Origin of the sequence: Ramlibacter albus (genome assembly GCF_014297445.1) — a bacterium.
Taxonomy (GTDB): Bacteria; Pseudomonadota; Gammaproteobacteria; order Burkholderiales; family Burkholderiaceae_C; genus Ramlibacter; species Ramlibacter albus.
The window spans coordinates 86,001-111,803 of the sequence record NZ_JACORU010000016.1 but is presented as its reverse complement, the minus strand read 5'-3'; the positions used below and the strand labels follow the sequence as shown (position 1 = coordinate 111,803).

Annotated in this window: 28 protein-coding genes; 4 read left to right on the top strand and 24 right to left on the bottom strand. The window is 66.1% G+C overall.

Features of this window, described 5'->3' with window-relative positions:
* Positions 1–226: 226 nt before the first annotated feature.
* From H8R02_RS30950 to H8R02_RS27935, 16 genes are all read right to left on the bottom strand, one after another.
* A complete protein-coding gene (locus H8R02_RS30950; protein ID WP_435531308.1) occupies positions 227–517 on the bottom strand; it encodes a hypothetical protein in 291 nt (96 codons plus the stop codon).
* Positions 477–1,412: a metallophosphoesterase family protein gene (locus tag H8R02_RS28005; protein ID WP_187084987.1), complete on the bottom strand. Its 936-nt coding sequence runs from the start codon at positions 1,410–1,412 to the stop codon at positions 477–479. The genes H8R02_RS30950 and H8R02_RS28005 overlap by 41 nt, the downstream gene beginning before the upstream one ends.
* Entirely contained in the window at positions 1,409–2,206 is a 798-nt protein-coding gene (locus tag H8R02_RS30895; RefSeq protein ID WP_187084985.1) for a DNA adenine methylase, read from the bottom strand. Before H8R02_RS30895 ends, H8R02_RS28005 begins: the two co-directional genes overlap by 4 nt.
* Positions 2,203–3,405, bottom strand: a complete 1,203-nt coding sequence (locus H8R02_RS27995) for an aminotransferase-like domain-containing protein (RefSeq protein ID WP_187084983.1) — start codon at positions 3,403–3,405, stop codon at positions 2,203–2,205. Before H8R02_RS27995 ends, H8R02_RS30895 begins: the two co-directional genes overlap by 4 nt.
* A gap of 118 nt (positions 3,406–3,523) precedes the next feature.
* Complete coding sequence (nthB, locus tag H8R02_RS27990; protein ID WP_187084981.1) at positions 3,524–4,138, bottom strand: nitrile hydratase subunit beta; 615 nt, start codon at positions 4,136–4,138, stop codon at positions 3,524–3,526.
* A gap of 2 nt (positions 4,139–4,140) precedes the next feature.
* Positions 4,141–4,713 carry a nitrile hydratase subunit alpha gene (locus H8R02_RS27985; protein WP_187084979.1) on the bottom strand — a complete coding sequence of 191 codons (573 nt, stop codon included), beginning with the start codon at positions 4,711–4,713 and terminating at the stop codon, positions 4,141–4,143.
* Between the two features lie 41 nt (positions 4,714–4,754).
* Positions 4,755–5,192 (bottom strand): YciI family protein, encoded by a 438-nt coding sequence (locus H8R02_RS27980; protein WP_187084978.1) that lies wholly within the window; start codon positions 5,190–5,192, stop codon positions 4,755–4,757.
* Positions 5,193–5,242: 50 nt separating this feature from the next.
* Positions 5,243–5,776, bottom strand: coding sequence for a hypothetical protein (locus tag H8R02_RS27975; RefSeq protein ID WP_187084976.1), 534 nt, complete (start codon positions 5,774–5,776; stop codon positions 5,243–5,245).
* Between the two features lie 102 nt (positions 5,777–5,878).
* The gene (locus H8R02_RS27970; protein ID WP_187084974.1) at positions 5,879–6,340 is read right to left on the bottom strand and encodes a GNAT family N-acetyltransferase; all 462 of its coding nucleotides are present in this window, start codon (positions 6,338–6,340) and stop codon (positions 5,879–5,881) included.
* A gap of 79 nt (positions 6,341–6,419) precedes the next feature.
* The gene (locus H8R02_RS27965; RefSeq protein WP_187084972.1) at positions 6,420–7,946 is read right to left on the bottom strand and encodes a malonate--CoA ligase; all 1,527 of its coding nucleotides are present in this window, start codon (positions 7,944–7,946) and stop codon (positions 6,420–6,422) included.
* A gap of 6 nt (positions 7,947–7,952) precedes the next feature.
* Complete coding sequence (locus tag H8R02_RS27960; protein WP_187084970.1) at positions 7,953–8,702, bottom strand: enoyl-CoA hydratase/isomerase family protein; 750 nt, start codon at positions 8,700–8,702, stop codon at positions 7,953–7,955.
* On the bottom strand, positions 8,702–9,688 hold the full coding sequence (locus H8R02_RS27955) for a Bug family tripartite tricarboxylate transporter substrate binding protein (protein ID WP_187084968.1): 987 nt from the start codon (positions 9,686–9,688) through the stop codon (positions 8,702–8,704). The genes H8R02_RS27960 and H8R02_RS27955 overlap by 1 nt, the downstream gene beginning before the upstream one ends.
* A gap of 63 nt (positions 9,689–9,751) precedes the next feature.
* A complete protein-coding gene (locus H8R02_RS27950) occupies positions 9,752–10,990 on the bottom strand; it encodes a type II toxin-antitoxin system HipA family toxin (RefSeq protein WP_187084966.1) in 1,239 nt (412 codons plus the stop codon).
* Positions 10,980–11,315, bottom strand: coding sequence for a helix-turn-helix domain-containing protein (locus H8R02_RS27945; protein ID WP_187084964.1), 336 nt, complete (start codon positions 11,313–11,315; stop codon positions 10,980–10,982). Before H8R02_RS27945 ends, H8R02_RS27950 begins: the two co-directional genes overlap by 11 nt.
* Positions 11,316–11,344: 29 nt before the next feature.
* Positions 11,345–12,169, bottom strand: coding sequence for a prolipoprotein diacylglyceryl transferase (gene lgt, locus H8R02_RS27940; RefSeq protein ID WP_187084962.1), 825 nt, complete (start codon positions 12,167–12,169; stop codon positions 11,345–11,347).
* 15 nt (positions 12,170–12,184) lie between these two features.
* On the bottom strand, positions 12,185–13,093 hold the full coding sequence (locus H8R02_RS27935; RefSeq protein ID WP_187084960.1) for a LysR family transcriptional regulator: 909 nt from the start codon (positions 13,091–13,093) through the stop codon (positions 12,185–12,187).
* 72 nt (positions 13,094–13,165) lie between these two features.
* Between H8R02_RS27935 and ilvD the strand changes: the two genes are divergently transcribed.
* Together ilvD and H8R02_RS27925 are read left to right on the top strand one after the other, a co-directional pair.
* Positions 13,166–14,854 (top strand): dihydroxy-acid dehydratase, encoded by a 1,689-nt coding sequence (gene ilvD / locus H8R02_RS27930; RefSeq protein ID WP_187084958.1) that lies wholly within the window; start codon positions 13,166–13,168, stop codon positions 14,852–14,854.
* A gap of 56 nt (positions 14,855–14,910) precedes the next feature.
* The gene (locus H8R02_RS27925; protein ID WP_187084955.1) at positions 14,911–15,918 is read left to right on the top strand and encodes an FAD-dependent oxidoreductase; all 1,008 of its coding nucleotides are present in this window, start codon (positions 14,911–14,913) and stop codon (positions 15,916–15,918) included.
* Here the strand turns inward: H8R02_RS27925 and H8R02_RS27920 are convergent, their stop codons facing one another.
* Positions 15,919–16,182 carry a hypothetical protein gene (locus H8R02_RS27920; protein ID WP_187084953.1) on the bottom strand — a complete coding sequence of 88 codons (264 nt, stop codon included), beginning with the start codon at positions 16,180–16,182 and terminating at the stop codon, positions 15,919–15,921.
* 64 nt (positions 16,183–16,246) lie between these two features.
* Positions 16,247–16,489: a TIGR04438 family Trp-rich protein gene (locus H8R02_RS27915; protein WP_187084951.1), complete on the bottom strand. Its 243-nt coding sequence runs from the start codon at positions 16,487–16,489 to the stop codon at positions 16,247–16,249.
* A gap of 83 nt (positions 16,490–16,572) precedes the next feature.
* Between H8R02_RS27915 and H8R02_RS27910 the strand changes: the two genes are divergently transcribed.
* Positions 16,573–16,887 (top strand): c-type cytochrome, encoded by a 315-nt coding sequence (locus H8R02_RS27910; protein ID WP_187084949.1) that lies wholly within the window; start codon positions 16,573–16,575, stop codon positions 16,885–16,887.
* A 46-nt stretch (positions 16,888–16,933) separates the two neighbouring features.
* Here H8R02_RS27910 and acs read toward each other — a convergent pair whose 3' ends face one another.
* Positions 16,934–18,922 carry an acetate--CoA ligase gene (gene acs / locus H8R02_RS27905; protein WP_187084947.1) on the bottom strand — a complete coding sequence of 663 codons (1,989 nt, stop codon included), beginning with the start codon at positions 18,920–18,922 and terminating at the stop codon, positions 16,934–16,936.
* A 95-nt stretch (positions 18,923–19,017) separates the two neighbouring features.
* On the opposite strand from acs, the gene H8R02_RS27900 reads away from it, so the two are divergent.
* A complete protein-coding gene (locus tag H8R02_RS27900; RefSeq protein WP_187084945.1) occupies positions 19,018–19,629 on the top strand; it encodes a YqhA family protein in 612 nt (203 codons plus the stop codon).
* Here H8R02_RS27900 and H8R02_RS27895 read toward each other — a convergent pair.
* The 5 genes from H8R02_RS27895 to H8R02_RS27875 are packed head-to-tail and all read right to left on the bottom strand — an operon-like array spanning position 19,601 to position 25,801.
* Positions 19,601–20,566 (bottom strand): PdxA family dehydrogenase, encoded by a 966-nt coding sequence (locus tag H8R02_RS27895; protein ID WP_187084943.1) that lies wholly within the window; start codon positions 20,564–20,566, stop codon positions 19,601–19,603. The two genes, H8R02_RS27900 and H8R02_RS27895, sit on opposite strands and share 29 nt — an antisense overlap.
* Positions 20,563–21,957 carry an MmgE/PrpD family protein gene (locus H8R02_RS27890; protein WP_187084941.1) on the bottom strand — a complete coding sequence of 465 codons (1,395 nt, stop codon included), beginning with the start codon at positions 21,955–21,957 and terminating at the stop codon, positions 20,563–20,565. Before H8R02_RS27890 ends, H8R02_RS27895 begins: the two co-directional genes overlap by 4 nt.
* A 28-nt stretch (positions 21,958–21,985) precedes the next feature.
* Entirely contained in the window at positions 21,986–23,050 is a 1,065-nt protein-coding gene (locus H8R02_RS27885) for an ABC transporter ATP-binding protein (protein ID WP_187084939.1), read from the bottom strand.
* The gene (locus H8R02_RS27880) at positions 23,023–24,744 is read right to left on the bottom strand and encodes an ABC transporter permease (RefSeq protein ID WP_187084937.1); all 1,722 of its coding nucleotides are present in this window, start codon (positions 24,742–24,744) and stop codon (positions 23,023–23,025) included. Before H8R02_RS27880 ends, H8R02_RS27885 begins: the two co-directional genes overlap by 28 nt.
* A 10-nt stretch (positions 24,745–24,754) precedes the next feature.
* Positions 24,755–25,801 (bottom strand): ABC transporter substrate-binding protein, encoded by a 1,047-nt coding sequence (locus H8R02_RS27875; RefSeq protein WP_187084935.1) that lies wholly within the window; start codon positions 25,799–25,801, stop codon positions 24,755–24,757.
* Positions 25,802–25,803: the final 2 nt, after the last annotated feature.

Here is a 25,803-nt window from a genome sequence, read left to right as displayed (position 1 = left end):
AAAGGGGCCGTGAGGCCCCTCAAATCGACAGGAAAACCGATGAAACCCGCTCGCGCGAACCTCAGATCCAGCCTCGCGAAACGCGTGCGTCGAAAATCGGCCGCTAAATCAGCGTAGCCCTAGAAACTTCGAATTTGGAACGAAGGATGTCGCTACCTGTTCTGGCCCAAGTTGACGAGCGTTAAAGCTAGAGAAGAAGCCGACGGGCGCTGCAACTTGCATGAGTTCACTTTCCGATCTGCAACGGCCTGCCGGCCCGTGACCAAAGCACTTCGTACCCGCGGACCTTGAGCTCTCTTTCCAGCGCATTCCAGTCGTCTGGCATAAGAAATTCAACTGACTCGTTCTGCGCCCTCACATCGTTCCAAGAAGCAAAGCCCGCTCCGGCTATTTGGGCGACTTCATCGGCAAGAGCTGCTATTTGCCCCTTGAAGCCAAAGCCGCATTGAGTAGGCAAGCCGTTGCCGCTCCCTGCTTCAGTCCAGCCGTCTGTCTCGTTCCACGACCAACTCTGCACTGTTCCTGTAATTGAACCAAGGTTCGGAGAAGCCGAGGGATACAAGCGGACAACATGGAATTGGTTCTCGATTCCGCTTAATCGCGCTCCGAGACTGCCAGCACCGAGCACAAAAGGAGTCGCAGACGATTGAGGCACCATGAATTAGCCGTGGCACATGCCGGTGCCCATGAATGACAAGCCAAGACTTTCCAGTCGCGCGGATAAGTGCGTCAAAGAGGACTTGTCCGTTCTTTGCAAACTCGGAATCCGCTTTGCGCCCCCAGCCAGTTAGCGGGAGAGGGTGGTGATGGCAAAGAAGCACGTGCGCCGGAGCGGCCGCATAGCTGGCAAGCTCTGCCTCAACTTCTTCGATAGTCCGGTAACTAACGCGACCGTGATCAATCTCCTCCTGCAATCCGCCGTGAAATGCACTGGTGTTGAGAGTCACTACCACGACACCGTTCTCCAAGACCACGATCGCGTAGTTCCGAGCCCAGAACTTATTCGACATGATCTCGTCCGCGAACGGAAAGGGAGGCTGCAAGGCTAGCAGCGCGCCCTTAGGGTCTGGATCATCAGCAACACCCAAAAAACGTGAGTCGAGATCGTGGTTCCCACAGGTCGGAATAATCATCGACGCACTGAGAGCGGCTTTCAGGTTCTGAAGCTTGGCCCAGGCTTGGGTCAAGCCGCCCGCGTCTGCCTTGTTACAGATGTCCCCCGCACATAGCAGAACGTCAACTGGACCAACCAATGATGCTGAGCCAATCAGGTCCACAAGCGGGTTTGTCTGATTTAGCGCAGTTGGAGATAAATCCAACACAGAATCAGATCCTCCCTTCGCGTTGCTAAACGCGTGGAGGTCGCTGACGACGCCCAGAGTGACAAGTGGCCTTGAGAAGTCGATAGTCACGAATAACTCGTCACAATCAATTCGCGTTCTGACTCACGGAATATAGAATGTCCGGCGACACTTCTTCGAGCGGACGCATGGTGAATGTGCCAGTCCGCCAAATGGTGGACTAGGTCCCTGTCGTATTTGTAGGAGAGCATTACAAAGCACCCTTTCGATCTCAGTTTTCGCGCAACCTCTAGCAAGCGGACCATACATTCATCTGTAAACCTGGCGCCATATCCGAACTCTCCACGATAGCGGCCTTTTGGTTTATACGGAGGATCGAGATAGACCCAGTCACCGCTCTTGCTGGTCTTGACCGTCGTCTCAAAGTCCGAGCAAACGAGATCTGTGGCACGTAACCGATGATGCGCGAGCTCGAGTTGAGCCCTCGTGGGCAAAGCATAGATACGATTTCCCATTGGCACGTTGAAGTGACCAGACCGATTCGTTCTATAGACTCCATTGAAGCAAGACTTCATCAGGAAGATCAACCTCGCTGCTCGCTGAGGGCGGTCCAGATGCCCCGGCGCTATGGATCGAAGAACGTCATATGCGGCGCGGTCATGCGGGATTGAGTCAAGCGCATCTGCAACGGCATGCGGATTTTCTTGGATTGCTCTGTAGACGTCGATCACCTCCGGGTTGACATCGCCCAAAACGGCTCGACTCGGCTGCACTGCAAAGTAAAGCGCAGCGGAACCCACAAACGGTTCAACGTAACGGTTAAAGCGTTGCGGTGCGAAGCGCAAGAGGGAGGGCAGAAGCCTCGCCTTACTCCCCGACCATCTCAGAATGCTGTGGTCTTTCAAGATGCAATGCCTCTCGCCAGTCGTCGCACCCCCTCGTCGATGAGCTCAATGCCGGCCGTCGCAAAACTTAGCCTCAACGTACTGAGATCCGGCTCCTTCGCAAAAAACGGCGCCCCCGGCACAAACGCCACCCCCTTCTCAATCGCCCGCTTCGCCAGCTCCCCCGCATCCTTCACCTTCCCCCCCGCCCCGGTCAGCCGTGCCCAGAAGAACAACCCCCCCTTCGGCTGCGTGAACTCGATCGCATCCCCCAGCTCGCGCTTGAGCGCCTCACCCATCGCCTGCGCCCTTTCCCCATAGGCCTGACGCACCTTCGCCAGCGTCGCCGGCATCCTTCCACTCTTCAAATACTGCGCCGCCGTCGCCTGCGCAAACGTGCTCGTATGCGCATCCGAAAACTGCTTGCACATCGTCGCCTTCGCCAGCAGTTCCGGCTGCCCGATGATCCAGCCCACGCGCAGCCCCGGGCTCAGCACCTTCGACATCGAGCCGCAATGCGCGATCCACTCGCGGCTGCCGGGCACCTCGCTGCTCAGGGCCAGGATGGAAGGCGGCGGCGCCTCGCCGAAATAGAGGTCACCGTACGGGTCGTCCTCCACCACCAGCGTCTGGTACTTCGCGGCCAACTCCAGCACCTTGATGCGGCGCTCGCGGCTGAGCGTGGCGCCGCTCGGGTTGCCGAAGGTGGGGATCAGGTACACCAGCTTGGGCTTGTGCTGCTTGATCAACTCCTCCAGCTTGTCGGTCTGCACGCCGTTGGCGTCGATGGGCGCGCTCACCAGGTCGGCGCCATACAGGCGGAAGCACTGGATGGTGGCCAGGAAGGTCGGGCCCTCCACGATCACCTTGTCGCCGGGGCTGATCATCGTCTTGCCCAGCAGGTCCAGCGCCTGCTGGCTGCCGGTGGTGACGATCAGGCCGGTGGGGTCGATGTCCTTCACGCCTTTGCTTTGCATGAAGTGGGCTAGCTGGGTGCGCAGGGGTTCGTAGCCTTCGGTGGCGCCGTACTGGAGGGCGCCGCCGGGTTCTTCGGTGAGGGCTCTTTGCGAGGCTTCCCGCAGGCCCTCGACGTCGAACATGGCGCTGTCGGGGAAGCCGCCGGCGAAGCTGATGATGCCGGGCTTGCCAAGGAGCTTGAAGAGCTCGCGGATGGCGGAGGTTTCTACGTTGTTCAGTCTGTCTGCAAATTGGAGGGGCATGTCTTGTGATCTCCGGACGGGCGGGATTGGGGTCAGAGCCCGATTTCGTGGGCATATTGTGGCGCGCCGGGGAGACCTCGGACGAAATCGGGATCTGACCCCAATGCCGCGTGGCCGTTCACGCAGGGGAGAGGTAGCTCTCGAAAACGCCGACATGCACGCTGGCCTTGTCGGCGGCGCCGGGCCAGAGGTCCTGGGTGTCGAAGCGCACGTCGTACGTGGGCTCGTCACGGGCTTCTACGCCGTGGGCATGGGCATCGGGGAAGGGGTATGGGGGCGAGACGCCGACCACCACGCCGGTTTTGCCGCGGATGTAGCCGGGCATGCGAACGTGGCCGGGCACATGGTCCGTGCGCACACGGACCTTGTCGCCCGGTTTGAAGGCCTGCGGCTTCGAGGGGTTGGTGCGGCCGGCCGCCTTCGGGCCCGCGAGCGGGAAGGCACCGCCCGCACGCGCCTCCAGCTGCGCCTGCGTGGTGATGCCCTTCTCCACCAGGATCGTGGCCAGGCTGGTGATCGTCCGCTCGTAGTAGCTCGCGGTCAAATAGTGCCGCGGGTCCATGCGCTCGATGCCGTAGCGGTACTCGTCCATGTTGAACAAGCCGCTCCGCACCGCGAAGCTGTAGAGCGAATTCGCCCGCACTTCCCACGCCGCATGGAAGCCCTGCGCGTCGAGCGTGTAGCGCACCCTGCCGAAGCCCTGGCGCCCGCCGAGATCGTGTACGCCGTCCATGCCTACAGCCTGCTCACGCCGATCAGCGAGTCACGCGTGACTGCTTCGACCAATTGCTCTTCGCTCCAGCCCGTCGTGTGCGCGGGGCGTTGCGGCAGCACCATGTAGCGCGTGTCGGCGGTGGTGTCCCACACGCGCAGCTCGATGGATTCGGGCAGGTCCAGGCCCATCTCGCGCAGCACGGTGCGCGCCTCGCGCACGATGCGGCTGCGGTATTCCAGGTCCTTGTACCAGTCCGGCGGGATGCCGATGAGCGACATGGCCGTGCAGCTGCACAGGGTGCAGCAGATCACGTTGTGCACGGTGTCGGTGTTCTCCAGCACGACTAGGTGGCGGTGGTGCTTGGGCATGCCGATGCCCAGCTCGCGGATGGCGGCGATGCCGTTGTCCATCAGGCGTGCCTTGAAGGCCGGGTCCGTCCACGCCTTGGCCACGACGCGGGCGCCGTTGCGCGGCACCCATTCCTCGGTGGCGAGGTGGTCCAGGGCGGGCAGGCCCGTTGCGGTGTCGAGGCCGTGGTCGTGCAGCACCGATTCGACGGCGCGCACGCGTGCTTCCATGTTGGCTGTGTCCATGGCGGGCAGTATTGCGCGCTGCACGGCACGCGTCAAAGGGGCTACTCCTTGGGCTTCTGCAGCCTGGGGTGTATCTCGTTGACCTGCATGAGCGCAGCCGAACCGTAGTACTTGTGCAGCTCGGGCACCATCTCGCCCTTCATCACCACGGGGTCGGTAGCCACGAGCGCCCTTGCCTCCTCGATGTCCTTCACGGCAAAGATGTACAGGCCGCGCCAGCCGTCCACGCCGTCGAAGGGGCCCGCGAGCGCGAGCTTGCCCTCCGCGGCGAGGCGGGCCATGTTGGAGAAGTGGCCCTTGAACATCTCGTCGCGCTCGGGGCCGGCGGGGATGCGGTTGGGGCCGGTCTTGAGCACGACGAGGACGTACTGGCGCATGCCGCGTTCGTCGGCGCCGAGTTTTTGTGCGAGGGCGGGGTCGTATTGGGCGAAGGCGGATGCGCACGCCAGCAAAGCGGCGGCGAAAAGGGCGAGTCTCATGGCGTTCCTCCTGCGGGCAGTCTAAGCCCCACAGGAGGAAAGTGCCACGCTTAGCGGTTCGGCTTGTCGCGCGTCTCGATGCGGTTGGCCGCCATCGCGCGTTCGCGCTCCTGCTCGCGCGCATCGCCGGTCATGCCGGTCATCGTCACCTGCCGGTCGGCCACGATGTCGCGGATGCTGCGGTGGCCCTCGCCCGTGCGGTCGGCCATGTGGCTGTCCACGCCGCCCATCTCGCGCATCAGCGCGTTGCAACGCTGCGCGTCCAGGACCTCGAAGGTGTCCACCACCAGCACGTAGCTGCCACGCTCGACGTGCTGCGCGTACGTATCGACGTGCCCCGAGGGGTTGTCCACGCCGAGCACGCTGGCGAAGAAGGCGCCGAAGTTGCGCAGCGTGTTGCGGCCCACGGCCACTTCGCGCTCCATGCCTTCCCAGTTCACGTGGCCGGCATCGCCCGTGCCGTCGCCGTGCGCGTCACGGTGTTCGAGGTGCATGTCGCGGCGCGGAAAGCCGCTTTGCTCCAGCCGGTCCATCGCGGCCTGGGCGCTGGCGCGCTCGTTGAATGCGGAGATGACGGTATGCATGAGGCTGCTCCTTTGTGCGGATTGCTCTTGCATCCGGTTTACGCCCACGGCCGGGCTGCAGGTGTCGTCGCGGGCTGCGCAGCCCGGTAGGCACGGGCCTACCTAGAGCTGCTTGAGGTAGACGATGGCGCCGCTGCGCACGGCCACCTTGTCGTAGAGGCTGCGCGCGACGGTGTTCTCTTCGCGCGTGTGCCAGTACAGGCGCGCCGCGCCGGCCTTGCGCGCGCGGTCCGACACGGCGTCGATCAACGCGCCGCCCACCCCGCGGCCACGCGCTTCCTTCGCGGTGAACAGGTCCTGCAGGTAGCACGCCGGCGCGACCGCCAACGTGCTGCGGTGGAACAGGTAGTGCGTGATGCCGAGCAGGCCGCCTTCTCCTGCTTCCGCAACGAGGCAGTGCACCGGCTCGTACGCGTCGAAGAAGCGGTCCCACGTGGAGTGGGTCACTTCTTCCGGCAACGCCGTCGGGCCTTCGCGGCCGTAGAACGCGTTGTAGCCGTCCCAGAGGGGACGCCAGGCGGCGTAATCTTCCTTGCGGACGGGGCGGATGGTGAAGTGGGACATATCAAGTACTCGGCTGTTGCTGCCACTGAGAAACTTGAAGCTTTGTCGCCCAGCCACTTAGAAGATCCGGTTTTTGTCGTTAGCGGGCTAAGAACTCACCCTTGTACTGCTCCCGCAGCAAATTCTTCTGCACCTTGCCCATCTGGTTGCGCGGCAGCTGGTCCACCACGTAGCACTTCTTCGGGATCTTGAAGTTGGCCAGCTGCTGCTTGAGCGTGCCCACGATCTTGTCGCCCTCGATCTGCGCGCCCGGCTTGGGGATGACCACCGCGACGCCCACTTCGCCGAAGTCCGGGTGCGGCACGCCGACAACCGCGCTCTCGGCCACGCCGGGCATCTCGTTGATGTAGCCCTCGATCTCCGCCGGGTACACGTTGTAGCCGCCGCTGATGATCAGGTCCTTGCTGCGGCCCACGATGGTGACGTAGCCACTGGTGTCGATCTTGCCCACGTCGCCGGTCTTGAACCAGCCGTCGGCGGTGAATTCCTCCTTCGTCTTCTCCGGCATGCGCCAATAGCCCTTGAAGACGTTCGGGCCCTTCACCTCGATGCCGCCGATCTCGCCGGTGGGCACTTCGTTGCCCTGCTCGTCGCGCACGCGCAGGCCGACGCCGGGCAGCGGGAAGCCGACGGTGCCGCCACGGCGCTCGCCGCCGCGGTACGGGTTGGAGGTGAGCATGGCGGTCTCGCTCATGCCATAGCGCTCCAGGATCGTGTGGCCGGTGCGCTCGCGCCACTCGTTGAAGGTTTCGATGAGCAGCGGTGCCGAGCCGGAGATGAACAATCGCATGTTCTTCACCGCGTCCTGGTCCAGCGAGGGCTCGGCGAGCATGCGCACATAGAGCGTGGGCACGCCCATGAACACGGTGGCGCGCGGCATGTTCTCGATCACCGTCTTCGGGTCGAACTTCGCCAGCCAGATCATCTTGCTGCCGTTGAGCAGCGCGCCGTGGCTCGCCACGAAGAGGCCGTGCACGTGGAAGATGGGCAGCGCGTGGATCAGCACGTCGCCCGGCTGCCAGCCCCAGTAGTCCTTCAGCACCTGCGCGTTCGACAGCAGGTTGCCGTGCGTGAGCATCGCGCCCTTGCTGCGGCCCGTGGTGCCGCTCGTGTACAGGATGGCCGCGAGGTCGTCCTCGCTGCGCTGCACGGGCACGTGCTGGTCGCTGCAATGCGCCGCGCGCTCCAGCAGCGAGCCGGCGCGGTCGTCGCCGAGCGTGAAGACGTTCTTCGTGCCGGAAGAAAAAGCGATCTTGCTCACCCAGCCGAAATTCTTCGGCGTGCACACCACGACGGCCGGCTCCGCGTTGCCCACGAAGTACTCGATCTCCGCCTTCTGGTACGCCGTGTTCAGCGGCAGGAAGACGTGGCCCGCGCGCAGCGTGGCCAGGTACAGCATCAGCGCCTCGACGCTTTTCTCCACCTGCACCGCCACGCGTGACGCGGGCGGCAGGTCCAGGCCCGCAAGCAAGTTGGCGAGCATCGCCGTGCCGCGCTCCAGGTCGCGCCACGTGTAGTGCAGGCCCGTGTCCGTCTCGATGGCCACGCTGTCCAGGTCCGTGGGGAAGGCGGCGCGCAGTGCGGCAAACAAATTCTGGTTGCTCATGTCCGTCTAGAAAACCGGTTTTCTTTTCTCGATGAAGGCCGCGATGCCCTCGCGGTGCTCCGCGCCCGGGGCGTAATCGTACGCGTAGGGCACGGCCTTGCCCGATTGCAGGGCGCGCAGCGTGCGCTTGTTCAGCCGCGCGGCTTGCGGGGCCAGCTCCGAGATGCGTTGCGCCGTGCGCAGCGCTTCATCGGCCACCTTCGCGTCGGGCAGCACGCGGTTGAGGAAGCGGCGCGCTTTCATCTCGTTTGCGTCCAGCACGGCGGCTTCCAGCAGCATCTCGCGCGCGGTCTGTTCGCCGGCCGCTCTGGCCACCACCTGGGCCTCGCGCGGCGCCATCGGGAACCCCAGCTTCGCGATGGGCGCGCCGAACTTTGCCGACTCGCCCGCGATGCGGATGTCGCAGCAGCTCGCGATCTCCATGCCCGCGCCCATGCACGCGCCTTCGATCTGCGCCACCACCGGGATGTCGCAATACAGCACGGCACGCAGCCCGCCCCACACGTCCTGCTCATGGAAGTCGTGCAGCGTGCGCGCGTCGAAGCGGAACTCCGGGTACTCGGCGATGTCGCCCCCCGCGCAGAAGGCACCGCCCTCGCCGCGCACGACGATGCAGCGGCAGGCGTCCTCGCGCTGCAGCCGATCGAACCCCGCGGCCAGCTGCCGCCACATCGCGCGCGACATGGCACCCAGCTTGCCGGGGTTGCTGATCGTGACGAAGGCGATGCTGCCTTGCTGCTCGAAGACGATCGGCATCAGTCCAGCGTGGCGCCCGAAGCCTTCACCACTTGCGCCCAGCGCTTGATCTCGCCGTTCACGAACGCGGCGAACTGCGGCTGCGTGAGGTTGGGGAACTCCGCGCCGTTCTGCGCCCAGATGGCCTTGAGCTCGTCGCTCTGGACGGCCTTGCGCACCTCGTCGACGATGCGCGCCTGGATGTCGGCCGGCGTGCCCTTGGGCGCCCACAGGCCGTACCACGTGGTCACCGTGTAGTCCGGCAGGCCCACTTCGGCGGCGGACGGCACATCGGGCAGCGCCGGGTTTCGCGTCTTGCCGGCCACCATCAGCGCCTTGATGCGGCCGCCCTTCACGTGGGCGGCCGACGAGCCAAGGCCGTCGAACATCATGTCCACGCTGCCGGTGATCAGGTCCTGCAGCGCGGGGCCCGCGCCGCGGTAAGGGATGTGCGTGATGAAGGTCTTCGTCTGCTGCTTGAACAGCTCGCCCGCGAGGTGGTGCGAGGTGCCGCTGCCCGCGCTGCCGTAGTTGTAGCGGCCCGGGTTCTTGCGCATCAGCTCGAGGAAGCTCTTGAAGTCCGGCGACTCGATGCGCTTGGGGTTCACCACCACCACCTGCGGCACGCGCGCCACCAGCGTCAGCGGGATGAGGTCCTTCTCGATGTCGTAGTCGAGGCGCTTGTACATCGACGGCGCAATGGTGTGGTGCACAGCGCCCATGAAGATGTTGTAGCCATCCGGGTGCTGCTTGGCCGCCACGCTGGCACCCAGCGTGCCGCCCGCGCCGCCCTTGTTGTCGATGACGAGCTGCTTGCCGGTGTTCTTGGCGAACTGCGCGGCCAGCGGCCGCGCGAACGCGTCGGTGCCGCCGCCCGCCGGGAAGGGCACGATCATCATCACCGGCTTGGTGGGCCACGCGGAAGCCTGGGCGTTGGCCCACATCGGCAACGGCGCGAGGGCCGCAGCCCCCAGTTGCAAGGCCCGGCGGCGGTCGATGTTGTTCATGTCTTGTCTCCTTGGTAATGCGAGCACGTATTGTTGCCTACCTCGCCGGTGTGCGTCGAAGGTTTACGTCGGCACTTCCGTTGGCAGTTCCTGGAAGCAAGGCGACCAGAACCGCACCTGCTCATCATCGAGCCCTTGCGCGCCGAACGACTCGCGCCAACCTTCGCGCACGCGTGCCTGCACCTCGTCGAGGATCTCGGTGGCTTCACGCACGCTCAGCCCGAAAGATGTGCAATCGCTCAGCACGTTGCCCCGCGACGCGACGAACCCCTCCTCGCCAACGCCCAGTGCCTGGTGCCTGCGCTGTGTCGCGTGCACACGGGGGACCAGGTCATACGCGGGGGACAATACGTACATGCCCGGCGTGTCCGCGGCAACGAAGCCGTGGTTGCGTTCATGGTCGTCCGTGTTGCTGGTGCAGCAGTTGAATGCCATGCGCCGGAACAGCTCCTCACGGTCCGCCCGGGGCTGCTCGCTGAACTTCGACAGTGCTCTCGCGAGCCGCGGGTAGCTTCCAGAGAACGCGTACTTCTGGACGTCCGGCTCCGCGAAAAAGACGGATTGGGCGCTCATGAAGGCGTCGCGCCGCCAACCGGATGGCACCTGCGCACGATCGAAGCGCTCGACCAGCAGCACGTCGCCCTCGTGCACCTGGGCATTGGCAGCGCGGATGCCGCAACGCGCCGCGAGCTGGAGCATCGCGCACTCGACCCTTGCAATGGGCAAGCCGCGGTCTTCGCGCGCGGGGAACTTCGCAATCCACTGCTTGCCTTTGTGCACGAGCGTGAGTTTCGGTCGCGCGCCACCCAGTGCGGTATTGGGCCGCACGATGTTCTGCATTGCCGGTTCGACTGGCCTGCCCTCTTCCATGCCGGCAAACACGCCGCGTGCCGCATTCACGATTTCGAGACCCGGCAACCAGGGCTGCGCGGGCGCAGTGTCTTTCGATGCGGAGAAGCCGAGACAACCGATGTGGTCACCGTTGGCTTTCAGGAGATACCCAGTCAAATCGGACTGCGCACCGTGCAACCGGTCGATGACGAAGCGGCCCCAGTCGTCGGGCATCGCGTCGCGGATGGGGCCGAAGAACCCCTGCAGGGCCGTCGTCTCGTACGTGATCTTCGGCTTCAGGAGCAACTGGATCGGGTCCAACGGCTGCGCGTCGGGGTTCGCCACGTAGGAACGGCCATAGACGAAGCGGCCCACATGCACGCCTTTGGCAGCGGTGTGTTCGAAGCGGCCTGCGAGGGTCGGCGTGGTATCGCCGGGAAGCCAGCACCACACCCAGACTTCAGAAGTCATCGTCGAGGCCCTTTCTCACGCGGACGCGACGCTCGCGCGGGTCGAACTCGAGGGCAGCACCCTCGCGGTCAACGGCGGAGTCGGCTACAACATCCAATTCACGATCGAGGCCGAGAACCCAAAGCGCCCGCACGAACGAGCCGATCGACGTGTCTGCACTGCCTCTCTCGATGGCCTCGATGGACGATCGCGAGAGGCCCGTGCGCTCAGCGAGGTCGACCTGCCGAAGGTTGCGCCGCTGCCGTGCTTCCTTGATGCGCGCGCCGAGGCCGGCAATGCGAGCTGCGACCTCGGGGGGGACAGGACGGGCGGGCGACCTTGGCATAAACGGCATTATCGCCGTTTATGCTTGTTCTATGAAGCACGAACGGGGCGCCGGATCGGCTCCCGCGTCGCCATCCAAGCCCAAAGCACCGCCCCGCCGATGATCATCGGCACGCACAGCCACTGCCCCATGCTCATGCCGAAGGCGAGCAGGCCCAGGTGCGCATCGGGCTCGCGGAAGTACTCGCCGATGAAGCGCACCACGCCGTAGCCCAGGACGAACAGCGCGGCGACTTCACCGGGCTTGCGCTCCCGGCGCCCATAGAACCAGAGCACCGCGAACAGCACGAAGCCTTCGAGCAGCACCGCATACAACTGCGATGGATGGCGCGGGATGGTCAAGCCGCTTTGCGGGAAGATCATCGCCCACGGCAGCGACGGGTCCGCGGCGCGGCCCCACAGCTCACCATTGATGAAGTTGCCGACGCGCCCCGACGCCAGGCCGAGCGGCACGCAGGGCGCGACGAAGTCCATCAGAGTCCAGAACGGCTTGCCGTGCATGCGGCTGTAGAGCAGCTGCGACGCTATCACGCCCAGCATGCCGCCGTGGAAGCTCATGCCGCCTTGCCACACGTAGAGGATCTGCAGCGGGTTGGCCAGGTAGTACCCGGGCTTGTAGAACAGGCAGTAGCCGAGCCGCCCGCCCACCACGACGCCCAGCACGCCGTAGAACAGCATGTCCTCGATGTCCTTGCGCGTCCACCCGAGCCGCGCGAAAGGCTGCTGGTGCAGGCGGATCGACGCGAGCAGGAAGAACAGGCCGAACGCCACGAGGTACGTCACGCCGTACCAGTGGATCGCGACGGGGCCGACCTTGACGGCGATGGGATCGAACTGCGGGTAATTCAGGACCATGCAGGTATTTTGACTTCACCGCAGCCGCGCTTGGGCGAACTCCACGAATCTCTGCAGTGCGGGTGATTCGCGGGACCAAGCCAAGGTGGTTTCGCACTGCGGCACGTCCGCCGCGCGCTTGCCGCCGAGCTGGCGGTACACCACGCCGCTGCGCTGGAACTGCCGCACGCTGTCCGGCACCCACGCGAGGCCGAGCCCGGCCGATACGAGATTCACGATCGTCTGCATCTGGATCGCCTCCTGCTCGATGCGCGGCGCACGATTGGCGGCGTGGTACATGCCGAAGACCGCGTCGTGCAGCGACGGCAGGATGCGGCGCGGGAACATGACGAGCGGCTCGTCGAGCAGCCCCGGCCACGGCAGGCGAGTCGAATGCGCGAGCGGGTGCTGCTGCGGCACGGCGAGCACGAGCGACTCGCTCGCGATGCGCACGTGCTGCAACCCCGCAGGCGCGAAGCCGGGCGAATGCAGCATGAAGCCGGCGTCGATGTCGCCGCGCTCCAGCGCGTCGAGTTGCACGTCGCCAGTGGCCTCGACCAGTTCCAGCTGCATCTGCGGGTACTGCGCGCGGAACGCCCTCACCCATTGCGGCAGCAACGTGAAGCCGACCGTGGACACGAATGCCAGGCGCAACCGGCCCAGCTCGCCACCGGCCGCGGCACGTGCATGCGCCGGCAGCGACTGCGCGCGCGCCAGCAGTTCGCGCGCCTGCGGCGCCAGCGCCTCCCCGGCCGCGGTGAGCTTGACGCTGCGTTTCGTGCGCTCGAACAGCTGCACGCCGAGCAAGCGCTCCAGCTGCGCGATGGCCTGCGTCAGCGGCGGCTGCGTCATGTGCAGCCGCTGGGCCGCGCGGCCGAAGTGCAGCTCCTCGGCCACGGCGAGGAACTGCCGCCACAGCCGCAATTCGACGATCGGCTCACTCATACGCCCGACATATTAATGCGGGCCGCAAATCGGATTGGCAGGAATCAGCCGCCGGGCGCAGAATCCGGCCCCATGGACAAGAAAGTCATCCCCCTTCGCAGCGACAACATCACGCAGGGCAAGGCCCGCGCCCCCAACCGCTCCATGTACTACGGCATGGGCTACAAGGAGACCGACTTCGGCAAGCCGATGGTGGGCGTGGCCAACGGCCACAGCACCATCACGCCCTGCAACAGCGGCCTGCAGAAGCTGGCCGACGCGGCGGTGAAGGGCATCGAGGAGGCCGGCGGCAACCCGCAGATTTTCGGCACGCCGACCATCAGCGACGGCATGGCCATGGGCACCGAGGGCATGAAGTACTCGCTGGTGTCGCGCGAGGTCATTGCCGACTGCATCGAGACCTGCGTGCAGGGCCAGTGGATGGACGGCGTGGTCGTCATCGGCGGCTGCGACAAGAACATGCCCGGCGGCCTGATGGGCATGCTGCGCGCCAACGTGCCGGCCATCTACGTCTACGGCGGCACCATCCTGCCGGGCAAGTGGAAGGGCGAGGACCTCAACATCGTCAGCGTGTTCGAGGCCGTGGGCCAGAACGCCGCGGGCAAGATCAGCGACCAGGAACTCAAGGACATCGAGCAGCACGCCATCCCCGGCACCGGCTCGTGCGGCGGCATGTACACCGCCAACACGATGTCGTCGGCCTTCGAGGCGCTGGGCATTTCGCTGCCCTACTCGTCCACCATGGCGAACCCGCACGACGAGAAGATGAACTCGGCCAAGGAGTCGGCCAAGGTGCTGATCGAGGCCATCAAGAAGGACATCAAGCCGCGCGACATCGTCACCAAGAAGGCGATCGAGAACGCGGTGGCCGTGATCATGGCCACGGGCGGTTCGACGAACGCAGTGCTGCACTTCCTGGCCATCGCGCACGCGGCCGGCGTGGAATGGACCATCGACGACTTCGAGCGCATCCGCAAGAAGACGCCCGTGATCTGCGACCTCAAGCCGAGCGGCAAGTACCTCGCCGTCGACCTGCACCGGGCCGGCGGCATCCCGCAGGTGATGAAGCTGCTGCTCAACGCCGGCCTGCTGCACGGCGACTGCGTCACCATCACGGGGCAGACGATTGCCGAAGTGCTGAAGGACATCCCCGACGCACCGCCCGCGGGCCAGGACGTCATCCGCTCCATCAAGGACCCGATGTACGAGCAGGGTCACCTCGCCATCCTCAAGGGCAACCTCTCGCCCGAGGGCGCCGTCGCCAAGATCACCGGCCTGAAGAATCCCGTGATCACCGGCCCGGCGCGCGTGTTCGACGACGAGCAGTCGGCGCTGCAGGCCATCCTCGACGGCAAGATCAAGGCCGGCGACGTGATGGTGCTGCGCTACCTCGGCCCGAAGGGCGGGCCCGGCATGCCGGAGATGCTCGCGCCCACAGGTGCGCTCATCGGTGCGGGGCTCGGCGAAAGCGTGGGCCTGATCACCGACGGCCGCTTCTCGGGCGGCACGTGGGGCATGGTGGTGGGGCACGTCGCGCCGGAAGCGGCCGCGGGCGGCAACATCGCGCTCGTGCACGAAGGCGACTCGATCACGATCGATGCGCACCAGCTCAAGCTCGAGCTGAACGTTGCGGATGCCGAGCTCGCCAAGCGCCGCGCCGCGTGGAAGGCGCCCGCACCTCGCTACACGCGGGGCGTGCAGGCCAAGTTCGCGTTCAACGCAGCCAGCGCCAGCAAGGGCGCGGTGCTGGACAACTTCTAGCGCGACACAAGGCCCGTCCTACCATGCGGAGCGTCCAGCGCTCCTAGCATGGGGACATGGACACCACCTCCGTCTGGCGCGGCACCGCGCCCTCGCCCGGCTTTGCGATGCTGCAGGGCGACACCACCACGGACGTGCTCGTCGTCGGTGGCGGCATCACCGGCCTGACCTGCGCGCTTCTCCTGCAGCAGCAGGGCCGGCAGGTGACGCTGCTCGAAGCGCACGAGGTCGGCAGCGGCAGCACGGGCAACTCCACCGGCAACCTGTACCAGACGCTCGCGCTCGGCCTGCGTGAAGTGCTCAAGCGCTGGGGCCCTGATGTCGCACGGCTCGTGACGAGCGAACGGCGCGAAGCCATCGGCTTCATCGAGATGCATGCGGGGCATGGCGACTTCGGGTTCCGCCGGTGCCCGCTCGTGCTCTACGCGCAGGAGGCCGACTACCAGAAGCAGGTGGACACGGAATACGAGGCGATGATCAAGGCAGGCCTCTCGCCCGAGCGGCACACGCAAGTGCCGCCCGGCCTGCCCTCGGCTGTCGGTGACGTGGTGGTGCTGCCCGACCAGGCGCAGATGCAGCCGCAGGCCTACGCGGTGCACCTCGCGAAGGAAGCGGCACGCTTGTGGGGCACGGTCGCCGGCCGCATCCTGGCCGAGGAGCTGCTCGGCCGCGTGCGGGAGGAAGAGCACAAGCTGTACAAGCCGACGCGCCTGTCGCTGGTCAAGGGCGTAAAAGGCCTCGCCGAGGAAACGTCGACGACCGTCAGGTCGCTCGTCAATGACTACCTCACGCACCCGCAGAACGAGAAGCTCGCGAGCCTGGAGGCCGGCGACAGCGCGATCGTGGAGGTGGATGGTGAAACGGTGGCCGCATGGCGCTCACCGGATGGCGAGCTGATGGCGGTATCGCCCGTCTGCACGCACCTGGGCTGCAAGGTGCACTGGAACAGCGTGGAAACGAGCTGGGACTGCCCCTGCCACGGCAGCCGGTTCCGCCCGGACGGCACGGTGATCGAAGGCCCCGCGCTCGCGCCGCTGCAGCGCAAGCACGCGCCGATCGGCTGATCAGGCCGTTTCGGCTGCCTTGGCGGGCACGCGGTTGGCTATCGCCATCTGTGCGACCTCTTCAGCGGCGGCGAGCGCTTCGTCCGCCGTGGCAGACCACGCCGGCGCGCTGAGCTTGCGAACGACCTGCGTCGCTTCCCAGTAGCTCAGCGGTTGCGCGCCGCAGACCTTGGCAAAGCCGTGGAACTGGCCGGCCTCGCCCACGGGGCAGGCATAGGCCGCGATGTAGAGGCCGCGGTACGGGCCGGTGATGCGTTCGAGCATGGTTCAAGCCCTCCCTCGGGCTGAGCCATATTGACGGCCGGCGCGCGCACCGGTTTGTAGGACGCTACCGCTTCTTCTTCGGCGCCATCCCGATGTTTTCGCGGTTCTTGTCGATGCGCGCCTGCTTGCGCTCTTCCTCGCGCTGCATGGCCTTTCGCTTGGTGAAGCCGGACGCGTCGGCCCACGCCCACCAGGCGACGGCGAGCCCGAAGGGGGACAGCACGACCCACCAGGGCCACGTGGCGATCTGCCCGATTTCCATGGTCTTGGCGATGAGCAGGCCGATACCGATCAGCAGGAAAAGCATTCTTTTGTCCTCCAGGGGGCGGTCAACGCGCCTCCGTACAATCCCGTTGAAGCACTGTAACGCAACCCAAGAGGACTCCAAGCATGAAAAAAGCGCTCCTCGCGCTCGCCGCCGTGGCTGCCCTGGCCGCTGTCTCCAGCCCGGCCATGGCCGACCAGGCCCTCGCCACCTCCAAGAACTGCATGGCCTGCCATGCCGTGGACAAAAAGCTCGTCGGCCCCGCCTACAAGGAAGTCGCGGCCAAGTACGCCGGCCAGAAGGACGCCGTGGACAAGCTGGCCGTCAAGATCATCAAGGGCGGCTCCGGCGTGTGGGGCCCCGTGCCGATGCCGGCCAACGCGCAGGTGAACGAGGCCGAAGCCAAGAAGCTGGCGGCTTGGGTGCTGACCCTGAAGTAACCCGCCCCGCCTCAGGAAAAAAGCCCGCTTCCGCGGGCTTTTTCATTCAGCTCTTCTGGGCGAGCTGCTCCAGAATCGCCGGGTTCTCCAGCGTGCTCGTGTCCTGCGTGATCGCATCACCCTTGGCGATGCTGCGCAGCAGGCGCCGCATGATCTTGCCGCTGCGCGTCTTGGGCAGGTTGTCGCCGAAGCGGATGTCCTTGGGCTTGGCGATCGGGCCGATCTCCTTGCCCACCCACGCGCGCAGCTCGTCGGCGATCTTCTTGGCCTCGTCACCCGTGGGGCGCGGGCGCTTGAGCACGACGAACGCGCACACGGCCTCGCCGGTCAGGTCGTCGGGACGGCCCACCACGGCGGCTTCGGCCACGAGGTCGGTCTTGGAGACCAGCGCGGACTCGATCTCCATGGTGCCCAGGCGGTGGCCCGACACGTTGAGCACGTCGTCGATGCGGCCCGTGATGCGGAAGTAGCCGCGCTGCGCGTCGCGCACGGCGCCGTCGCCGGCGAGGTACAGCTTGCCGCCCATCTCCTCCGGGAAATAGCTCTTCTTGAAGCGCTCCGGGTCGCCCCAGATCGTGCGGATCATCGAGGGCCACGGCCGCTTGACGACCAGCATGCCGCCCGAGCCGTTGGGCATGTCGTGGCCCTGCTCGTCCACGATGGCCGCCATGATGCCCGGCAGCGGCAGCGTGCACGAGCCCGGCACCGTGGGCGTGGCGCCCGGCAGCGGCGTGATCATGTGGCCGCCGGTCTCGGTCTGCCAGAACGTGTCGACGATGGGGCACTTCTCGCCGCCCACATTGCGGTGGTACCACATCCACGCCTCGGGGTTGATCGGCTCGCCCACCGTGCCCAGGATGCGCAGCGACGTGAGGTTCCAGTTCTTCGGGTGGACCTTCTCGTCGGTCTCGGCCGCTTTGATCAGCGAGCGGATGGCCGTCGGTGCCGTGTAGAACACCGTGACCTTGTGCTTCTCGATCATCTGCCAGAAGCGGCCCGCGTGCGGGTACGTCGGCACGCCTTCGAAGATGACTTCCGTGGCACCGGCGGCGAGCGGGCCGTAGGCCACGTAGGTGTGGCCGGTGATCCAGCCGATGTCGGCCGTGCACCAGAACACGTCCTGCGGCTTGATGTCGAAGGTCCACTGCATCGTGAGGTTGGCCCACAGCAGGTAACCGCCGGTGGAGTGCTGCACGCCCTTGGGCTTGCCGGTGGAGCCCGAGGTGTAAAGGATGAAGAGCGGGTGCTCGGCGTTCACCGGCTCGGGCTTGCACTCGGTGCTCTGCCCCTGCAGCACCTCGGTGAAGGTCTTGTCGCGGCCGGCCACCATGTTGCAGGTGGTAGGCGTGCGCATGTACACCAGCACGTTCTTGATGGTGTCGCAGCCGCCCATCGCCAGCGCCTCGTCGACGATCGACTTCAGGCCCAGCTCCTTGCCGCCGCGCATCTGGAAGTTGGCGGTGATCACGGCCACGGCGCCCGCGTCGATGATGCGCTCCTGCAGGCTCTTCGCGGAGAAGCCGCCGAACACCACGCTGTGGGTCGCGCCGATGCGCGCGCACGCCTGCATGGCCACGACGCCCTCGATGGTCATCGGCATGTAGACGATGACGCGGTCGCCCTTCTTGATGCCCTGCGCCTTGAGCGCGTTGGCAAACTGGCTCACGCGCGCGAGCAGTTCCTTGTAGGTGACCTGCGTGACGGCGCCGTCATCGGCTTCGAACACGATCGCCGTCTTGTTCTCCACCGGCGTGCCGATGTGCTTGTCCAGGCAGTTGGCCGACGCGTTGAGCTCGCCGTCCTCGAACCACTTGTAGAAGGGCGCGTTGCTCTCGTTCAGCGTCTTCGTGAAGGGCTTGGTCCACACGACGTTGTCGCGGGCCAGGCGCGCCCAGAAGCCTTCGAAGTCCTTCTCGGCCTCGTTGCACATGGCCTGGTAGGCGGCCATGCCGGAGATGCGCGCGGACTTGACGGCCGCTTCGGGCGGGGGGAAGACGCGGTTTTCGACGAGGACGGATTCGATGGCGTTGCTCATGGCACTTGTCTCCGGCAAGATGGGTTCGGCCGTAATGTCAGGGTTGGCACTTACAACGTACTGACGCGAATCTACGCGAATCTACAATCGCCGCCATGCAAGAACAACCCGGTCTGCCCCCGAAGAACTCGCCGCTTCGCCCCCTGCCCAACCTGATCTTCGCCAGCCGCTGGCTCCAGCTGCCGCTCTACCTGGGCCTCATCGCCGCCCAGGCCGTGTACGTGGTGCACTTCCTGCTGGAGCTGTGGCACCTCATCGAGGCCGCGGCGGGCAGCCAGGCGGCGCTGACCCAGCTCATCTCCAGCATCGGCTACAAGCCCACGGGCGAGATCAAGGCGCTGAACGAGACCATCATCATGCTGGTGGTGCTGGCGCTGATCGACGTGGTGATGATCTCCAACCTGCTCATCATGGTGATCGTGGGCGGCTTCGAGACCTTCGTGAGCCGCATGAACCTCGAAGGCCACCCCGACCAGCCCGAGTGGCTGAGCCACGTGAATGCGTCGGTGCTGAAGGTCAAGCTCGCAACGGCGATCATCGGCATCTCGTCGATCCACCTGCTCAAGACCTTCATCAACGCGGACAACTACTCGGACCGCGTGCTGGTCGCCCAGACGGCGATCCACATCACCTTCCTGCTGTCGGCGATGGCAATTGCGTATACCGACAGGCTGATGTCTACGCCGGGCGGGAACGGGAAGCACTGAGCCGCGCCGCAATCCGCACCGCCTGCTCCAGCGCGCCGGTGTCGGCCCTGCCCTGCCCCACGATGTCGAACGCCGTGCCGTGGGCTGGCGTGGTGTAGACGGTGCGCAGGCCGGCTGTCACGGTGACGCCCTTGTTGAAGCCGAGCAGCTTGGTCGCGATCTGGCCTTGGTCGTGGTACATCATCACCACGCCGTCGAACTCGCCCTTGAGCGCCTTGAGGAAGATGACGTCCGACGAAACGGGGCCCGTGCACGCGATGCCCTGCGCCTTCATCTTCTCCACCATCGGCCGGATGATGGTGATCTCCTCGTCGCCGAACAAGCCGTTCTCGCCGGAATGAGGGTTGAGCGCCGCCACGCCGATGCGCGGGCTGTCCTTGCCGTTGGCGCGCAGCGTCGTGTCGGCCAGCCTTATCGCCGACTCGATGCGCTCGGGGGTGACCATCTCCACCGCCTTGCGCAAGGCGACGTGCGACGTCACGCGGAACGTGGAGAACTGCTCGATCACGTTCATCTCGCCGAAGAAGCCCTCGTGCTGGTTGAACGCGGCGAACATCTGGTGCTCGTCGGGATACTTCCAGCCGCCGCGGTGCAGCGCCGCCTTGTTGAGAGGCGCGAAGCAGATGCCGTCCAGCTCGCCGCGGTGGGCCATCTCCGTCATGTGTTTCAGGGTTTCGCCGGTGAGGCGGCCCGAGGTTTCCGAGACTTCTCCCCGCGTGATGGTGGACGGGTCCACGTTGCCGAGGTCGATGAGCTCCACGTCCGGGTGATCGACTCCCGCGTCGCGGCAGCCGAGGTCGAGCACGCGCGAGTCGCCGACAACGACGATCCGCGCCACGTCCTTCAGCCGCCCGCTGGCGAGCAGCTTCGCGCTGATCTCCGGCCCGATGCCGGTCATGTCGCCCAGCATCAGGCCGATGCGCGGCAGCGTGCTCATGCGGCGAGCAGCGCCATCAGCGTCGCAATGCGCGGCAGCGTCTCGATCTCGCGCACCATTGCCACCACCTGCTCCGCCTGCTTCGAGGGAAACTTCGCGAACTCGGCGTTCTCGCGGAACTTGTTGGCGACGTCGTCGTAGGACATCGGCATCGCGGGGCTGCCCTTGCCGAAGTCCGCGCGGCCCGACACCGTCTTGCCGTTGGCGAGCTCGATGTCGATGATCGTCGTCATCAGGTGGTAGCCCGCGGCCTCCGCTTCCGGATGCACGCCGAACTCCACCTTGCGCAGCATCTCCTGCACGTCGGGGCGCATCACCACCTCGTCGGTGAACTCGTTGAGCCCCGCCCGGCCCTGCAGCAGCAGGATGGCCATGCAGAACTCCATCGAGAACTTGGCCTGCAGCTCGTTGGTGGGGCGGTGGTGGATAAGCGCATTGGGCATGTTCTGGTTGGTGCCCACGCGCACGCGCACCACGTCCTTCGCCTTGATGTCGTTCTCGCGGATCAGGCGCAGCATCTCCGTCATGCCCGGGTGCGTGAGCGAGCCGCTCGGGTGCGGCTTGATCGAGATGCCGGGCTCCATGAAGGTCCACGGCTTGCCCAGCCTGCCGTCGATGGCATTGCGGTCGTAGCCGCCGCCGGCTGCGCTGAAGAAGCCGCGCGGCGCCTCGAGGATCTTGTCGGTGGCGGTCCAGCCGATCTGCGCGAACTGCGCGGCGGCGACGCCGCTCTCCGAGGAGCGGCCCGCGTGGAAGGGCTTGGTCATCGTGCCGAAGTTCTCGCGCAGGCCGGCGGACTGGCTGCCGGCGATGGACAACGCGCGCAGCGTGGCGTCACGGTCCAGGCCCATGAGTTTCGCGCTTGCGGCAGCGGCGGCGAACGTGCCGCACGTCGCGGTGGAGTGGAAGCCTGTCTGGTAATGGCGCGGGTTGATCGCCTCCGAGATCTTGCACTCCACTTCCACGCCGATGTGGTACGCGAGCATGGCGTCGGCGCCACTCGCGTCGCGCGCTTCGCCCATCGCGAGCGCGGCAGGCAGCGCGGGCGCGGTGGGGTGTGTGAGCAGGCCGTACACGCGGTCCTTCGCGACGGCGAGCTGCGTGTCGTCGTAATCGTCCGCGTGAATGCCGACGCCGTTGGCAAACGCCGCGAATCGGGGTGCGACCTTCAGCTTCGTGCCGATCACCGTGGCGGGCCCGGTGCCGAGGTTCAGGCTGTCCAGGTGCTTGCGCACGAGGCCGCCGCAGTGGCTGGCCCCGCCGGACAGCGCGAGGCCGAGGCCGTCGAGGATGTGCTTGCGCCCGAGCGTGACCACGTCTTCGGGCAGGTCGGCCAGCGTCGTGCCGAGGATGAAATCGGCCACATAGCCGGTCAGGTGCTCCGTACTCATTGCTTTCGGTACTCCATGTTGTCGAAACTCACGAGGCCAGCGCGCGGCAGCGCTCCGGCGGGAATTGCAGCCACACCGCCTCGCCGGGCGGGATGGCGACTTCGGCAGGGCTCACCGCGTGCACGTGCGTGCCGTCGCGAAGGTCCACCTGGTAGTCGCGGTGCGAGCCGAGATAGGTCTGCCGCGCGACGGTGCCGCGCGCCCAGTTGGGCTCGTCGCTCGCGGGCCCGACGGTGGTGATGCGGATGTCGTGGTGGCGCACGGACACGGCGGTTTCGCCCTGCGCCGCGAAGTCGCCCGTGCCGCATCGCAGCGCAAGCCCGCCGGCGCAGCGCACCACTTCGCCTTCGCGCGCCCCCTTGAAGATGTTGGTGCCACCGATGAAGCGCGCGACGAACTCGGTGCGCGGGCGCTGGTAGATGTCCTCGGGCGTGCCGGCCTGCTCGATCACGCCCTGGTTCATCACGACGATGAGGTCCGCGGTCGTCATCGCTTCGGCCTGGTCGTGCGTGACGTACACGGTGGTGTAGCGGTACTTGTCGTGCAGGCGGCGGATCTCGAAGCGCATCTCCTCGCGCAGGTTGGCGTCGAGGTTGGACAGCGGCTCGTCGAGCAGCAGCGTCTCGGGCTCGACCACCAGCGCGCGGGCGAGCGACACGCGCTGCTGCTGGCCGCCCGACAGCTCGCCCGGGTAGCGCTGCGCGAGTTCGGCGAGCTTGGTCACAGCAAGGATGGTGTCCGCGCGTTCCTGCTGCTGCGCCTTCGTCAGGCCGCGCAGCTTGAGGCCGTAGGTGACGTTCTCCATCACCGTCATGTGCGGCCACAGCGCGTAGCTCTGGAAGATCATCGACATGTTGCGCCGCTCCGGCGCGAGGCTGTCGCCGGGCGCGGAGATGCGCCGGCCGCCGACGCGGATCTCGCCGCCGTCGGGCTCCAGGAAGCCGGCGATCAGGCGCAGTGTGGTCGTCTTGCCGCAACCGGACGGCCCGAGCAGGCAGACGAGCTGCCCCTTCTCCACCGACAGCGACACGTTGTCGACGACCGCGTTGGCGCGAAATTTCTTGGTCAGGCCGTCGAGTTCGAGGAAGCCCATAGTTTGTTGGCGATGTAGACCACGGTGAAGGAGACGACCAGCAGCAGGATGCCCAGCACGGAGATCGCGCCGAGGTCGCCGCTTTCGTTGAGGTCGTAGATGATCACGCTCACCAGCTTGGTGTTGGCGGTGGTGAGCAGGATGGTGGCGGAGAGCTCGCGGATGGTGCCGATGAACACGAAGCACCACGTGGCGATCACGCTCGTGCGCAGCAGGGGCGCGGTGATCAGCCACAGTGTCTTCAGGCGCGATGCGCCGAGCACGCGGCTGGCCTCCTCCAGCTCCGGGTGGATGCCGTGGAAGGCGGCGTTCATCTGCTGGTAGCCCGCGGGCATCTCGATGGTGAGGAAGCCGATCAGCAATATCCACAGCGTGCCGTACAGCATCAGCGACGGGTGCGAGTACGTGAGGAACAGCCCTACGCCCAGCACGATGCCAGGGATAGCGACCGGGGCAGTCGCGAGCGCGCCCAGCACGCGCGCGCCGCGCACCGGGTTGCGCGACACCATGTACGCGCACATGAGCGCGACGACGGTGCCGATGGTCGCGGTGGCGATGCCCAGCACGAACGTGTTGTACATCGCCAGCTTCGTCGCCGAGAACTCGAAGAAGACGAAGTTGTAGTGGTGCAGCGTGAGCGTGCTCCACGTCAGCGGCTCGGCCACGTTCTTCGTGAGGGACGTCTTCACCAGCGCCGCGTACGGCAGCAGCACCGTGAGCGTGACCACGCCAAAAGCGAAGGCGATGCCCAGCGGCTTCCACTTGCCCATGTGCGTCATGCGCGGCACGCCGCTCTTGCCGCCCAGCACCGTGTAGCCCTTGCGCCCCAGGATCCAGCTCTTGCCCTGCAGCAACGCGATCGTGATGAGCAGCAGCGGCAACGAAGCGGCGGCGGCGAGCCCTGGCTTGGGCGGGAACTGGAACAGGCTCCAGATCTTGGTGGTGATGACGTGGAAGCCCGCCGGCAATGCCAGGATCGCCGGCGAGCCGAACATCGTGAGCGCCTGCAGGATCGCGATGAGCGAGCCGGCGAGCATCGCGGGCAGCACCAGCGGCAGCGTCACGCGGCGAAGCGTGGTCCATGCGCGCGCGCCGAGGATCGACGATGCGTCCTCCAGGTCCGAAGGCACCTTGTCCAGCCCGTTGGCCACGAGCGTGAACACGTACGGAAATGTGTAGCACGCGATCGCGAACACCAGCCCCGTGAACGTGTAGATGTTGACCAGCGACTCGTACTGCTGCGCGCCCGTCGTGTAGCGCCACACGACGTTGATCAGCCCGCTGTTCGGCGCCGCGAGGATTTCCCACGCGATCGCGCCGAGGAACGGCGGCGTGACGAACGAGGCGGTGACGAGCGCGCGCACGACGCGCCGCCCCGGCAGGTCGGTGCGCGCGACCAGCCACGCGAGCGGCGTCGCGATCACGCACGACAGCACGCCCACCGACAGCGCCATGCCGAGGGCCAGCAGGAAGGGTTTGCGCAGCGTGGCGTCCGTGACCAGCGCGGTGAAGTTGGCCAGCGTCGGGCTGCCGGCCTTGTCGACGGCGGCGTAGTACGCCAGCCAGCCGAGCGGCAGCACGACCAGCACCAGCAGCAGCGCGGCCAGTGCGTAGAACACGGGCCGCAGCAGGTCGAAGCGCAGCGCGAAGCGCGGGGCGTGTGCCGCGCTTTCGGCTGTGGTGACGGCGCTCAAGGCTTTGGCTTCAGGTCCCGAAGTACTCTTCGTACTTCTTCTTGATGGTCTCGACCTGCGTTTCCAGCGCGGCCGGGTCGGAGTACAGCAGCTTGATCTGCGCGAGCGGCGTGCGGCCCGCCTTCTCCTTCACCTCGGGGTGGAAGGAGCGCAGCCCGCCCACGTCGCTGTTGTTCTGCTGGGCCTCGCGGCTGAACATGTAGTGGTAGAACAGTTTCGCGGCGTTGGGGTGCGGCGCGTTCTTCAGCACCGCGGCGTTGCCCACCACCAGCGGCGTGCCCTCGGTGGCATAGACCGGTTCGATCGGCACACCGGACTCCTTGAGCAGGAACACGTTGTATTCGTTGCCATCGGCCATCACCGGGCGCTCGCCGGCGGCCAGCTTCTTCGGCGGCTCGGTGGACGACTGCACCTGCATCACCTTCTGCTTGCCCAGCTTCTCGAAGTACGGCCAGCCGATCGCCTGCGAAAGCGCCTGCGTGCCGGTCATGATGGTGCCGCTGTAGCCGGGGTGCGCCTTGACCATCTTGCCGGCCCACTTGGGGTCCAGCAGGTCGGCGTGGCTCCTGGGCGCCTGTTCCTTCGGCACGAGCTTGGAGTTGTAGGCGATGACGGAGAGGTGGGCGCGGTACACCGCGTAGGTACCGTCCGGATCCTTCGCTTCCTTGGGCCACAGCTTGGCGACTTCGGCGGGCACGGCCTTCTCCAGCCAGCCCTGCTTCTTGAAGTGGACGAAGTGCACCGCGTCGGACGTCTCGATCACGTCCACGTTGTGGATCTTGCTGCCGTACTCCTGGTTGATGCGCTGGAACAGGCGCTCGGCGCCGGAGCGCTCCACCTGCACCTTCACGCCGGGGTACTTGGCTTCGAAGCCCTTGGCCAGCTTCTCGGCGACGGACACGTCTGTCGCGGAGTACCACACGACCTTGCCCTCCTTCTGCGCGGCCGCGACGAGCTGCGGCGTGGCGTCATAAGGCGCGGGTGCTTGTGACAGCGTGGGGGTGGACAGGAAGGCGCCGGCGGCAGCCAGCGCCGCCAGAGCGGGCCTGAGGTACATCT

Bases quoted from the DNA above. Each gene is read 5' to 3' on its own strand.
- H8R02_RS27995 (WP_187084983.1), bottom strand. From the start codon at position 3,405: ATGCCCCTCCAATTTGCAGACAGACTGAACAACGTAGAAACCTCCGCC.
- nthB (WP_187084981.1), bottom strand. From the start codon at position 4,138: ATGGACGGCGTACACGATCTCGGCGGGCGCCAGGGCTTCGGCAGGGTG.
- H8R02_RS27985 (WP_187084979.1), bottom strand. From the start codon at position 4,713: ATGGACACAGCCAACATGGAAGCACGCGTGCGCGCCGTCGAATCGGTG.
- H8R02_RS27980 (WP_187084978.1), bottom strand. From the start codon at position 5,192: ATGAGACTCGCCCTTTTCGCCGCCGCTTTGCTGGCGTGCGCATCCGCC.
- H8R02_RS27975 (WP_187084976.1), bottom strand. From the start codon at position 5,776: ATGCATACCGTCATCTCCGCATTCAACGAGCGCGCCAGCGCCCAGGCC.
- H8R02_RS27970 (WP_187084974.1), bottom strand. From the start codon at position 6,340: ATGTCCCACTTCACCATCCGCCCCGTCCGCAAGGAAGATTACGCCGCC.
- H8R02_RS27965 (WP_187084972.1), bottom strand. From the start codon at position 7,946: ATGAGCAACCAGAATTTGTTTGCCGCACTGCGCGCCGCCTTCCCCACG.
- H8R02_RS27960 (WP_187084970.1), bottom strand. From the start codon at position 8,702: ATGCCGATCGTCTTCGAGCAGCAAGGCAGCATCGCCTTCGTCACGATC.
- H8R02_RS27955 (WP_187084968.1), bottom strand. From the start codon at position 9,688: ATGAACAACATCGACCGCCGCCGGGCCTTGCAACTGGGGGCTGCGGCC.
- H8R02_RS27950 (WP_187084966.1), bottom strand. From the start codon at position 10,990: ATGACTTCTGAAGTCTGGGTGTGGTGCTGGCTTCCCGGCGATACCACG.
- H8R02_RS27945 (WP_187084964.1), bottom strand. From the start codon at position 11,315: ATGCCAAGGTCGCCCGCCCGTCCTGTCCCCCCCGAGGTCGCAGCTCGC.
- lgt (WP_187084962.1), bottom strand. From the start codon at position 12,169: ATGGTCCTGAATTACCCGCAGTTCGATCCCATCGCCGTCAAGGTCGGC.
- H8R02_RS27935 (WP_187084960.1), bottom strand. From the start codon at position 13,093: ATGAGTGAGCCGATCGTCGAATTGCGGCTGTGGCGGCAGTTCCTCGCC.
- ilvD (WP_187084958.1), top strand. From the start codon at position 13,166: ATGGACAAGAAAGTCATCCCCCTTCGCAGCGACAACATCACGCAGGGC.
- H8R02_RS27925 (WP_187084955.1), top strand. From the start codon at position 14,911: ATGGACACCACCTCCGTCTGGCGCGGCACCGCGCCCTCGCCCGGCTTT.
- H8R02_RS27920 (WP_187084953.1), bottom strand. From the start codon at position 16,182: ATGCTCGAACGCATCACCGGCCCGTACCGCGGCCTCTACATCGCGGCC.
- H8R02_RS27915 (WP_187084951.1), bottom strand. From the start codon at position 16,489: ATGCTTTTCCTGCTGATCGGTATCGGCCTGCTCATCGCCAAGACCATG.
- H8R02_RS27910 (WP_187084949.1), top strand. From the start codon at position 16,573: ATGAAAAAAGCGCTCCTCGCGCTCGCCGCCGTGGCTGCCCTGGCCGCT.
- acs (WP_187084947.1), bottom strand. From the start codon at position 18,922: ATGAGCAACGCCATCGAATCCGTCCTCGTCGAAAACCGCGTCTTCCCC.
- H8R02_RS27900 (WP_187084945.1), top strand. From the start codon at position 19,018: ATGCAAGAACAACCCGGTCTGCCCCCGAAGAACTCGCCGCTTCGCCCC.
- H8R02_RS27895 (WP_187084943.1), bottom strand. From the start codon at position 20,566: ATGAGCACGCTGCCGCGCATCGGCCTGATGCTGGGCGACATGACCGGC.
- H8R02_RS27890 (WP_187084941.1), bottom strand. From the start codon at position 21,957: ATGAGTACGGAGCACCTGACCGGCTATGTGGCCGATTTCATCCTCGGC.
- H8R02_RS27885 (WP_187084939.1), bottom strand. From the start codon at position 23,050: ATGGGCTTCCTCGAACTCGACGGCCTGACCAAGAAATTTCGCGCCAAC.
- H8R02_RS27875 (WP_187084935.1), bottom strand. From the start codon at position 25,801: ATGTACCTCAGGCCCGCTCTGGCGGCGCTGGCTGCCGCCGGCGCCTTC.